This is a genomic window from Colwellia chukchiensis (assembly GCF_002104455.1).
Taxonomy (GTDB): domain Bacteria; phylum Pseudomonadota; class Gammaproteobacteria; order Enterobacterales; family Alteromonadaceae; genus Cognaticolwellia; species Cognaticolwellia chukchiensis.
Map to the genome: position 1 here is coordinate 72554 of NZ_NBOC01000006.1, position 11530 is coordinate 84083.

The window sequence follows — 11530 nt, forward strand, 5'->3', positions numbered from 1 at the left end:
TTTCGTTGTTGGCAAGCGTAACGGCTGCTAATAGTTAAGGAAAACTATGCGTTAAGACAATAATTTTGTTACATTAACTCAGTAAATAAAATGAATAACCAAGCCGTAGTAACAATAATAACAAGCGCGCGAGTCTTCGTAAGTCATACGCTAGCGCAAAAGTTATATTATTTTATTAACCTTGATAACGGCAAACCTAGTTAAGCGCAATAATCCGGCTTAGGCCTTTATATTTTTTAACTTTTATGAGCATTGACTTTTGAGACTTTCTAAATTTAGTACATGGTTTGCTAGTGCTTTAATTAGCATGATTTTAGCAGCTATTATTATCAGCTTTTCAAGTCTAATTAATGATATAGACCAAAAAAATATCACTGAACTCAACAGCGATATGGTTATCAAAGCTAGCTACTACATAGATAAAAACAACACCATCACAGTAGAAAAACTCTTAAATGAAGAAAGTTTTATTGCGAGTGAGTTAAATAACATCCCTTATACCTTAGCGAAACAAAGCTACTGGATAAAGCTTTCTCTGCACTACCCTGTCGCTAAACCCCTTAGCCGTATAGACAATCAACCTGAGCCAATAACTCACAAGCACCATCAGCAACTCATATTAATGGCTGAACATAGTCTGCTTGATACCTTTACCGTTTTCGAGCTCAAGCCACTGACACCGGCTACAAAAATTTATCATCAAGGTGATAACACTCAAGAACTTAGCCAAAATGTTTATCCTGCTGCATTATTAACGTTAAATCAGTTCGGTCATAGTGAGTACCTGATTCAGCTAAAGGCCTCGGGGCCACCTAATATTCCACTGCTGTTATTCACGCCACAAGACTTTCAACAAAGATTATTACTTTCACAGTTAGTTTATGGCGCTTTTATTGGTATTTTAATGATAATGGCGATATACAACTTAGTGTTATTTTCTGCAGGTAAAGATAAAGTCTACTTATTCTATATTGGCTATTTATTATCTGTTTTTGCTTTAGTTTCATCATTAAAGGGATATGGTTATTTTCTCTTTCCCACGCCACTGATGCAAACGCTTAATCAGCATCTAATTTTTATTCATTTTCTCGTGATTATTTTTCTGCTGCTGTTCACTATCTACTTTTTACGCTATGAGCGCATTAAACACTGGGCTTATAAGTATGCGATAGGCTTTGCCGGCCTTTTAGCTATCTTCGCTTTATATTCACTTACACTTGAGCAAATCGCACAAGCCAAGCTATTTTTTGTATTACAACCTTTATTTTTTATCATTGCGCTACTGTTGGTTTTTTATCGTATAAACCGAGACTTTGCTTGGGCACGTTTTTATTTTTTATCTTGGGTGCCATTTTTGATCGGCGCTACCGTTCAACCTTTAGTTCTGCTGAATCTGCTTGAATATAGCTTTTTAACGGCAAACGCACTACTTTTTGCCATCATGATAGAAGTAACTTTTATGGCTTTTGCGTTAGCTGAGCGTATTCGTCGACATGAGCAAAGCAAACTCAGTATGATTGCCTACCATCAAAGTTACCAGCTACCAAGACAAACAAATTTAGAACATAAAGTTACTCAAATGATAGCAAAGAGCATCACTAGTTTTAGTCTGTTGGTCATTAGGCCAGAACAGTTGCAAAGTATTGAGCAGCATATCGACGAGCAAACTCGTATTAAATTTTTTCAACATTTATTTCACAAATTGTCACTTTTATTTCGGTTTAATGATGCCGTCCTGACCATCACAGATAACCAAGAAAAACTATGTTATATCGACAATGGCAGTTTTGCGCTTGTTATAAATAACATGGAAAGTAGCGATGACCTTGTTATGCTCATTAATTCCATCCAACAAGCCACCACGGAGGCATTTGCAATTGACGCCCTTAAACTGCCATTATCTGCTTATATCGGCGTAGCGCATTTTCCTGAGCATGGCAGCTCTAGCACACAATTAATCAATCATGCGATCATTGCTGCAACAAACGCTGAGTCGAGCCTAACTAAGTGGGCTAACTATTTACCAAAAGCTCAGCAGCAAAATCATTCTTCAATGGAGCTTGCTATTGCGCTCCAGCAGGCCATCATTCAAAAAGATTTTGAATTATTTCATCAGCCACAAGTGGACTTAAAAACCAATAAAGTGTGCAGTAGTGAGTGTCTAATTCGTTGGCATCACCCAACACTAGGTACTATCGCACCAGCAACCTTTATCGCCCTTGCCGAAGATTTAGGGCTAATGCCGACGTTAAGCTTATGGATCATCGAAACGGCACTTGCTCAACAAGCAAGCCTTAGTGAAAAAACCGGCTTAAATCATATGGTATCCATAAACATCAGTAGTAAGGATCTTATCCAAGCTGATTTTGTCGACAATATCAGTGAAATAATTAAACACAGCGGCATTAAAGCAGAAAAAATTATTTTTGAACTATCAGATCTAATGTCTTTCGGCCATAATAATTTCGCAATGCAAACCATTAATAAACTGGTCGACATTGGTATCACCGTCAGTATTGACGATTTTGCCGGGGGCTGTGATTTGATGTCAAAAGTCACGCAATTGCCCTGCCAAGAGTTAAAAATTGACCGCGAATTTGTTGAACATGTATGTCGCGATCATAAGCGTAAAGTTATCGCTGAGACGACGGTAAAAATGGCCAAAGGTTTGGGGCTCGAAGTGGTCGCAGAAGGCATTAATAGTAGTTTAGATGAACAAACATTACGCAGCTTCGGCTGCGATATTGGCCAAGGTTATTATTATGCTAAGCCTATGTCTTTTGACGACTACTTAACTTGGTTAAACAAGCTATCTAATGGCCAAATACCGGCAAGCTTAGAAGGTGAGTTTTTACCGGCAGAGAAATAAATAACACCTTATCGGCTCATAACGCGCTTTGATCGAATCACTCGTTAACATCGAAATAGTGTTATTCATCTTCAATAGCCAGCTATTGCGGGGCTAAACCAATAGAGCAAAGCTTAGATTACAAACTTTATTCTTGGCGTTGCCCCTTTTTTACTATCAATTTGCGGCGTACAAAATAATAGTCGTGCTGAAGGTACGTTTAGCTGCTCAACCATATACGCTTTAAAAAGGTCTACTCTTTGCTGCGCAAGTGCCATTAAACGCGTAATGTGCTCAGTGCTATTGGCTTTTTCTTGCTCGACCAACTCAAGGTCACTGCTAGTGGCAATGGGACATAGTTTGACATTAATGGCCCCACGCTCTGCCAACATCACTGACATTTGACGACTAAACTCTATCTGCTCTGGCGTAAGCTCGGTTTCGCCAGGCGCATAATGCAAGTCATTGATTCGTAATTTCAATGCATACTCTCCGGCGGCCATTGCAACTTTTAAGACACTGGCATAGGGTACGAATGTGGTAAGTAAGTAGTCTTTAGCAGCAGACATAGTAGCTTGTTTTACTAATAAAGTTAAAAATCCAGAAAAACCAAAAGACGGCGAGCTAATATCGCCTTTGAGTGGTAATGATAATGCCACGTTACCGTCACTGTCTTTAAGCATCCCTAGTGCGACATTAAACGGTACACTGCTCGTATCTTTCGCTAAACTCATTTCATAATCGTTAGCGGCAATCATTTCTACTCCTCGTAGCAGTAGATCAAGTTCTCCACTTAATTGTTGCCCATCTAAACCTGCAGCAAGCTTAAGATCCAATTGGCCGCTTTCTATTTCATACTTTAAGGCCTGCTTAATGTAGCTCGATATTGCCGGTAAACTCAGCTCCTTTACTTCCCCGTCAAGGGTAAAGCTTGGCTGTGTTGCAAACGGAAAACCCGTACCTTTAAAATAAAAACTCGAATATTTATCGCTACTACCCTGCATTGTCAGTAACACCTTTTGCGCGGGCTTGCTGCTATCAAGTGTTGATAAGTGCAATTGCTTAATGGCAACATCTCGTTGATAACTTGGCGTTACACTATCATCTTTAAAGGTAATATTAGCGGTATCTTGTAAAGAAAACTGCCCTAATTGATATTTCAACGAATGTGATTTCGGCTTCGCTGCTATTGCCTGCTCTGGTGCTTGCGCTTGTATCGGCGTCTTGCTGTTATTATTCGCTAGTGCATCAGTTGAACTCGCCGCTGAGTCGCTCAGGCTAACGAGTGTTGCCAAACGTTTGTCTTTCGCTAATAACACGTTAGCCGTTAGGCCCGACAGTTTTATATCATTTACTGCCACCACGTCTGGAGAATACTCAATACCGGCAAGCTGTAGTTGTGTAAAGGAGGCTAGGGCTGGCATATTCGCTTGGTTGTGTTTTGAAAATTGACTTTCAGTCACAACGACTTTATCTAGCTTTAACTGCGTTATATTGTCATGAAAGCTAAGCGCCACGCTTTTAGCAACCGCAGACCCAACTTCAGCTAACAAATCGTTAGTATCGGTGTTTTTCGCAAACACACCCGTGAGTTGATAATCTAATAAAGCATTTACACTCATGGCTTGTTCAGCGTCTAAATTAACGACTAAATTATGCGCTTGTAAGCGTTGTTGCTGAGCCTCAAATGCAATACGATTCTGCTGCGCTTGCAAATCTGCAATCGTTAATAATGCGGTTTTAATATTAACTTGAGTTTGCGCTGCATGAGCTTGCAAGGTCAAATCGCTGGCATAGTTCAGTTTGTTTACCGCTGCAGTTAAAGCAGGGCTAGCGCTGGTTTTTATATGCGCATTAGTAAGCTCGTACACGAGTTGGGCATTAACATCTAAGTTATTATCGCCATCTAATGTGATGACTAAGTCGTGTAAATTAAGTTTTTGCTTTTCTACCTTGGTGCTAATAGCAGACTCAGCGAAGTTAAGTTCATCAAGCGCAAACCAAAACGCATCACTTTTAACCCTGGTTGTTCCATCATCAATTTCAAGGTGCAAATCGCCAGTATAACTTAGCTTGCCTGCCAACGCCTGCGTTGATGCTGGCAATAAGTTTTGTGCAGCACTGAGGTCAATACCTTTGCCGTGTAAGCCAATATTAACATTGCCCTGTTGATGTAATAATTGCCCCTTGATTGCAACGTTAAATGGCGCACCATTAAACTCGCTTTGCAGTGTTAGTTGCACTTCTTGCTCATCTTGAGCAAGCAAAATATTGGCTAAAGACAATGACGTTAATTCGACAAGGTGCTGCCGATTAAAGTGGTTTAGCGCAATCGTGGCGTTAGTTAAGGTAAATTTAGGGATAATAACTTGATAAGGAAAATCATGAGCTTCTGCTGCAGGTTGTTCGTCTGTTGTAGATTTATCAATACGCTCATCATTGAGTTCAAAACCGGCGAGGGTAAAAGAGGTATCATTTAACGTAATAGGAAGATACAAACCATCAAGCTTGAAGGTCGAAATATAAATCTTATCAAAAAGCAGCTGGTGTAAGCTGATTTCTGCGTTAAGTCGAGGTATTTTTAAAGCGCTTTGTTGCGCGTTTAAGCGCATCTCTAAATCACGGATGGTTAAATGTGCGGTAAATGGGTTATAACGAATACTGGATTCTGCTGTAAGCTGTAACGGTTGAGGTAAGCCGTAATGATTAATAGCAAAGCGCAGCACAAGCGGAGAAAACAACCAAATAAGGCAATACAGGCTAATAAAGGTGATAATAACGATTTGAGTCAAGCGTTTGAAGTAACGCGCCATACAGGATCCCTATAATGAAGTAACAACGCCTTGCCTAAAGTTATGACACTTTCGCTAGGCGATCATAAATAAGACAAAAAAGGACGCTAACATAAAACATGTTAGCGTCCGTATATTTAAAGCTTAACCTGTTATTCTGGCTGTAACAAGTCAATAAACTCTTGTGATTGCGCTATTGATTTATTCATTTCTGCAACCAATAATTCAACGTCACGTTTAATGGTGTTGTATTCCCCTTGCAACGCGCCAATTGCTCGTGCATTCAAATTGTGCTTAAGGTATAAGCTATTATCTTTTAATGCAGATAAAACGGGCGCCATGCGATCCTTGGCTCTGTGCATCGCTTTAATTAACCCTTCATATTTGCGTTGGGTCGTGCGTAGCTTTTGCTGACTTTGCAAACGTAAATTGTTGCTGGCGTATTGTTCTATTTCATCACTCCACTCTTCAAAAAGTGCATCGGCAACGTCTTCAATAGCAGCGATTCGGCCTGAAACTTCTTCAGCAGCTGCTTTACTCGCTTCATATTGGTCGTTAACCAATTCATATTGTGTCGCTAAATCGCCACCATCATAGTTTATCATTTGTGAAAGCTGATCTAATGCCGATTTAAACTGTTGCTGTGCATCTTCTTGTGCATTTTGTGCATCTTCAACCCGATCAAGCATAATATCGCGCTTATGAACGCCAACTTTCTCCATCGCCGAGTAATATGCAGACTGGCAACCCGATAACAGCAGCAGTGTCGCTAGTAACCATGAGGCTTTAGCAAAGCGGCGACAAAATTGTGTGATGATAACCATTAGCCACGCCCGTTGGAAAATTTAGCGGCATCAATAATCGCCCACAAGTGAGTAATGGCGGCAAAAGCGATGGGAAACACTAACCAAGACAGACCCCAAAAAATGCTCGCAAAAACAAAAAATAACAATGCTGGAACAATCCGCCCTTGCACTAACTGCCCTAAACCGGGAATAAAAAAGCTACAGATTGCCGCTAAAACATTACCACCCGAACCTTGCTGCGCCATAAAAACTCTCCTAAATGTTACATACTTGTTATTAATATATCGATTTATGGTGAAAAGTATAGCATTACCTCGCCGGCTAAGTGATTGTTTATGGGTTGCTATCATTCTATTTAGGCTTTACTTATCAGCAAATAGCACTAACTCGGCTCACAATAAACGCTCATTCGTGCATACAGCATTGGAAACAAGGTGTGGTAGGTTTATATTGATAATAAAAAGCCATGCCCTATCGGCATGGCTTACATCAATGCATAACTATAATATTAATCGATACTTAATCTGGACTAAGGTAATTAATAACGGTAAAAGTCTTAAAAACTTTTATTATACTGTAGCGCCAATAACCACGCATTACCTTCCGAGCTAAAGTGCCAGTCTTTGTTACCGACAACAGCGTCTAACGACTCAGGCAAGCCCGCTAATAGCGCATCTTCTTCTTTAACTAACACGCTATCGCCATTAATATAAGTAAGGGCAAAGTCTATGCTATCGTTAGCGCTAAGTTGATAGTTAACGCCTGCGCTATACCATAAACGATCGCTATCGGGTATGGAAATTGAGCGGTAGTCTTGCGCCGCTGATTGATCATACGCCAAACCAAATCTTAAGGTTAAGTCCTGATTAAGGTCATAACTTGCACCTAATGCAAAACGGTAAGTATCTTCAAAATTTTCAACTTTTTCAAAAGCAAGGTCATCACCTATATAAGCTTCTAGCTTCTCGAAACTCGACCATTGAGTGAACATAACACTGTAATGGGTTGACCATTTTGCATTTAACTGATGAAAGCCTGAGAACTCAGCTACTGCTGGTAGGTCAATGCTTAAATTAGCCGCTTGCGGGACGGTCGCTAATCCTGAAAACTCACCAGAAAATGCCAGCTCTACAGCACTGCGATAACTAATGGCAAAGCGGTGACTGTCATTTAACTCATAATTTAGCCCTATTTGCCAACCAAAACCAACATCATCGCCTGCCATATTGACAATTTCAGTGCGGCTAGGAATAGGTGCAGCCACAGTACCAAGTCCAGGAACCGTGATCCCATTTGCTAAGACATGCCCTGCGTGTCTAATGAGCTCCGCTTCACCATAAACTAGGTTTAACCCTAAACCTAAACTTAAATTTTCGTTTACCCGATATGAACCACTAACATTGGCATTAATAGTTTTTAAATCTGTTTTACCACCAATGGAGCCAGCGCTATAGTCTTGAGCAAACTCACTTTTAAGACCGAAATTGGCATTGACACCTATTCCATAAGCAAAAATATCATTCACTGGGCGAACAAAATATAGTGCGGGAATAACGGCCGCCGGCACAACATTATTTTGTTGCTGTTGACTCACATCATAACCTGCACCAAGTAGATCTGGCGCAGCGACACCTTGAACATCAACTCCAGGATCAATATAAGTTGCCGCCACCGACAAAGTTGCTTGTTTAAACAATGCCAACGCCGCAGGGTTACGCGCTATTACCGCAGCATCATCGGCAATAACCGCATCACCGGCAAAAGCCCGCCCTAAACCTGAAGCACTGGTTTCATTAAGTTGAAAAGAAGCAGCTTGACTATTAAGCGCGGATAACGCTAACGACGTAAAAATAAGAGATTTTCGAAACATGAAGGTTTGCTCACGGTAATTAGGAAAATGTTGATACGAACAATATGAGCGTGATTACAACGGCTCAGTATCTAGCACCATAAAAAACAGGCCAAATTATACGTGATAACAATCAAACACTTGTAATGAATTGTAATGATTTGTAATGATTTGTACAAAAGTTATGCTAACTAATAGACTGAATGTTTATCTAAAAAGCATAACGTATCGCGTGAGTTTTGTGGTTTTAGTAAATCAGTATGGCTACTGGCTACTTTTCTCACCTTAAAGCAATAGCTTGCTTTAAGGTTTGATACGCCAATTGATATTGTGTGTTTTGAAAATAAACGTTCGCTAATTTTTGCATTAACTCTGATCTATCAACTGACATACGATACTTTTCGGCAAAGCTAATAGCATGAGTTAGCGCTTCTTGACAAGCTAGATTTACATTGTTGCTACACGTTAACACGGCTAAATCTTTGCGTGCGAGAAACTGCACCTTAAACGAAGGGCTTTCATCTGCCACTTGAATCGCTTTGTTGAGTGTGTTTTTTGCTTCAACGGTTTGATTTAACTTAAATTGGTATGATGCTAATCGCGACAAAGAAAACGCCTGATTTAGCTTATTATTATCTTCTTGCGCTAACTGGTAAGAGCGCTCCATCTGTTTAATAGCACTTTTTACGTCACCGATAGATTCATAAACACGGCCTAAATTATAATGTGAAATCGATAAAAAATGAACGCTTTGGGTTTGCTGAAAAATATTAATTGATTTTTGTTGTGAGGCAATAGCATCTTCAAATCGCGATAATAATCGCAAAGCACCTGTGTAACGCTCTTGCATAACGCCCTTGGTAAAGTTATCAGGTAATGCCATCAGGTATCGGTTGGCCAATGCTAAATCAGCGCTACTTTTTTCAAAATCATCAAATAATGCAATTGCCGTTGCTCTTTCAATCAACGCCGCTGCTTTTAATATTTTTAAGTCAAATTGATCGCTTTTGCGCACCGCATCTTCAGCAGTCGCTAAATACTGCTTATAGTCTTTCATTTGCTCATAGCCGCGTGCCATGGTAATTAACGTCTTTACTTGCCAACGAGGATTTAAAAGGTTACTGGCTAAGGCAAATTTTGCCGCTGCTAATATAAGATCAGGTTGATCAAGGTAATAAGCAGTGTCGGCCTTTAAGCTCGTTAACATTGCTCGCTCGCTGTTAGTTATCTCGGGTTGTGCTAACTGCTGCTCAATCTCTGCTAAGGCGCGTTTAGGAGCGATTTCGGATAAGTTGATTAATGAGTTTACTTGTAATGACTGAGCTGGACAAGACCCGACAACGGATAGTATCAACATTAAAATACACAACTGTTTTTTCAAGATACTAATACCACTGCTCGCTATCCAATTTAGAATACAGCATAACGGGGTATGGGATGAAAAACAAAGGTATTTTTTCTATTGCTAAAAAATGGTACCCGGGGCCGGACTTGAACCGGCACGCTGTTACCAGCGAGGGATTTTAAATCCCTTGTGTCTACCAATTCCACCACCCGGGCAACGAGAGGTAATTTTTTAACGTAATCTTGGTCATTACGAGACTTTTATTTAAGTTAAAACAACTTAGTTAAAGTCTAAATAGAGATTGGAGCGGCTAACGAGACTCGAACTCGTGACATTCACGTTGGCAACGTGATGCTCTACCAACTGAGCTACAGCCGCTTCGAAAGAGTTAAATACTGACACTGATTGATAACATATTAATCAGTATGGTACCCGGGGCCGGACTTGAACCGGCACGCTGTTACCAGCGAGGGATTTTAAATCCCTTGTGTCTACCAATTCCACCACCCGGGCAACGAGAAGTATTTTTAACGTAGTGATTGGTGCACTACTCGATAGTTTTCCTATCAAATTTGGAGCGGCTGACGAGACTCGAACTCGTGACATTCACGTTGGCAACGTGATGCTCTACCAGCTGAGCTACAGCCGCTTCATTACATTAATGACTATCTTTAATCATTAATGTTATCTGGTTTGTAATTTGGAGCGGCTGACGAGACTCGAACTCGTGACATTCACGTTGGCAACGTGATGCTCTACCAGCTGAGCTACAGCCGCTTCATAATTTACAAATCAATTCCATACATATGCCACTATGTATTAACTGCCCTACTTACGTCGATGAAATGGTACCCGGGGCCGGACTTGAACCGGCACGCTGTTACCAGCGAGGGATTTTAAATCCCTTGTGTCTACCAATTCCACCACCCGGGCAAAATGGAGGCGGGTCCCGGAGTCGAACCGAGGTCCACGGATTTGCAATCCGCTGCATAGCCACTCTGCCAACCCGCCGTTTTCATCAACTACGAGTAAGGTAGTATTCCTTAGAATTTTCTTTAAAAGAAATTGGAGCGGCTAACGAGACTCGAACTCGTGACATTCACGTTGGCAACGTGATGCTCTACCAACTGAGCTACAGCCGCTTCATCTGTTGACTCCCTGTCAACTGGGAACGCATTCTACATTGAAAAACGGATGAGTCAACCCTTAAATATCAATTTTATTTTGACTGCTCAAAAAGCGACTAATATGGTGTTTTTTTAACTAAATTTAGTACTTAGCGCTCGATATTACTTGGTTAACTCAGGCCATGCCGCTTTGAAATAAATCACCATAGACCAAAATGTCAACACTGTCGCTATCGCATAAAAGCTATAGGCAGCAAATATTAATATCTGATGTGGAAATTCAAAAAGAATTAATGGGATATCATAGTTGGGATACCAAATTAACCCCATAATCCCTAACATTTGCGCGGCAGTTTTATATTTACCCATTTGTGATACTGCAATGGTCTCTCTTAGGCCGCGTGATGACATAAATTCTCGCAAAGCACTGATAAAAATTTCTCGCGAAATCATTAAAATTGCTGATACCGATATCCACCACACTTGTAAATCGTGAATTAATATCACTAAAGCAGCAACCACCATAAGCTTATCGGCTACTGGATCAATAAAAGCGCCAAAGGCTGATGACTGGTTTAAGCGACGCGCTAAATAACCATCTAATGCATCGCTGACTGCCGCAAACCAAAACACCACAAAGGCACCAAAATGATTCCAAGATACTGGTAAATAAAACACCGCGATAAAAATGGGGATTAATAAAATTCTAAATAGTGTTATTTGGTTGGGAATTGTCCACATAGGTGATTAATACTCTTTGTTT

At 40.5% G+C, this 11530-nt stretch carries 7 protein-coding genes and 8 tRNA genes; 1 reads left to right on the plus strand and 14 read right to left on the minus strand.

What is annotated here, in order from left to right:
- The first annotated feature begins 259 nt into the window (after window positions 1-259).
- On the plus strand, window positions 260-2869 hold the full coding sequence (locus B6K83_RS08955) for an EAL domain-containing protein (RefSeq protein WP_092251269.1): 2610 nt from the start codon (window positions 260-262) through the stop codon (window positions 2867-2869).
- Between the two features lie 113 nt (window positions 2870-2982).
- Here the strand turns inward: B6K83_RS08955 and B6K83_RS08960 are convergent, their stop codons facing one another.
- The 14 genes from B6K83_RS08960 to pgsA form a co-directional block, all read right to left on the minus strand.
- Window positions 2983-5661: a DUF748 domain-containing protein gene (locus B6K83_RS08960; protein WP_085284594.1), complete on the minus strand. Its 2679-nt coding sequence runs from the start codon at window positions 5659-5661 to the stop codon at window positions 2983-2985.
- Window positions 5662-5792: 131 nt separating this feature from the next.
- Window positions 5793-6464 (minus strand): DUF2959 domain-containing protein, encoded by a 672-nt coding sequence (locus B6K83_RS08965; RefSeq protein WP_085284595.1) that lies wholly within the window; start codon window positions 6462-6464, stop codon window positions 5793-5795.
- Complete coding sequence (locus B6K83_RS08970; RefSeq protein ID WP_085284596.1) at window positions 6464-6691, minus strand: hypothetical protein; 228 nt, start codon at window positions 6689-6691, stop codon at window positions 6464-6466. The genes B6K83_RS08965 and B6K83_RS08970 overlap by 1 nt, the downstream gene beginning before the upstream one ends.
- Before the next feature lie 311 nt (window positions 6692-7002).
- Window positions 7003-8316 carry an outer membrane protein transport protein gene (locus B6K83_RS08975; protein WP_085284597.1) on the minus strand — a complete coding sequence of 438 codons (1314 nt, stop codon included), beginning with the start codon at window positions 8314-8316 and terminating at the stop codon, window positions 7003-7005.
- 259 nt (window positions 8317-8575) lie between these two features.
- Window positions 8576-9652 carry a tetratricopeptide repeat protein gene (locus B6K83_RS08980; protein ID WP_085284598.1) on the minus strand — a complete coding sequence of 359 codons (1077 nt, stop codon included), beginning with the start codon at window positions 9650-9652 and terminating at the stop codon, window positions 8576-8578.
- A gap of 116 nt (window positions 9653-9768) precedes the next feature.
- A tRNA-Leu gene (locus B6K83_RS08985) sits at window positions 9769-9855 on the minus strand.
- Between the two features lie 87 nt (window positions 9856-9942).
- A tRNA-Gly gene (locus tag B6K83_RS08990) sits at window positions 9943-10018 on the minus strand.
- A 48-nt stretch (window positions 10019-10066) separates the two neighbouring features.
- Window positions 10067-10153, minus strand: a tRNA-Leu gene (locus tag B6K83_RS08995).
- A 60-nt stretch (window positions 10154-10213) separates the two neighbouring features.
- Window positions 10214-10289, minus strand: a tRNA-Gly gene (locus B6K83_RS09000).
- A gap of 52 nt (window positions 10290-10341) precedes the next feature.
- Window positions 10342-10417 (minus strand) — tRNA-Gly (locus tag B6K83_RS09005).
- A gap of 69 nt (window positions 10418-10486) precedes the next feature.
- Window positions 10487-10573 (minus strand) — tRNA-Leu (locus B6K83_RS09010).
- Window positions 10574-10577: 4 nt separating this feature from the next.
- A tRNA-Cys gene (locus tag B6K83_RS09015) sits at window positions 10578-10651 on the minus strand.
- Between the two features lie 55 nt (window positions 10652-10706).
- Window positions 10707-10782: transfer RNA gene (locus B6K83_RS09020), tRNA-Gly, on the minus strand.
- A gap of 147 nt (window positions 10783-10929) precedes the next feature.
- Entirely contained in the window at window positions 10930-11508 is a 579-nt protein-coding gene (gene pgsA, locus B6K83_RS09025; RefSeq protein ID WP_085284599.1) for a CDP-diacylglycerol--glycerol-3-phosphate 3-phosphatidyltransferase, read from the minus strand.
- Between the last annotated feature and the right edge of the window lie 22 nt (window positions 11509-11530).

Bases quoted from the DNA above. Each gene is read 5' to 3' on its own strand.
- B6K83_RS08970 (WP_085284596.1), bottom strand. From the start codon at position 6,691: ATGGCGCAGCAAGGTTCGGGTGGTAATGTTTTAGCGGCAATCTGTAGC.
- B6K83_RS08960 (WP_085284594.1), bottom strand. From the start codon at position 5,661: ATGGCGCGTTACTTCAAACGCTTGACTCAAATCGTTATTATCACCTTT.
- B6K83_RS08965 (WP_085284595.1), bottom strand. From the start codon at position 6,464: ATGGTTATCATCACACAATTTTGTCGCCGCTTTGCTAAAGCCTCATGG.
- B6K83_RS08975 (WP_085284597.1), bottom strand. From the start codon at position 8,316: ATGTTTCGAAAATCTCTTATTTTTACGTCGTTAGCGTTATCCGCGCTT.
- B6K83_RS08980 (WP_085284598.1), bottom strand. From the start codon at position 9,652: ATGTTGATACTATCCGTTGTCGGGTCTTGTCCAGCTCAGTCATTACAA.
- pgsA (WP_085284599.1), bottom strand. From the start codon at position 11,508: ATGTGGACAATTCCCAACCAAATAACACTATTTAGAATTTTATTAATC.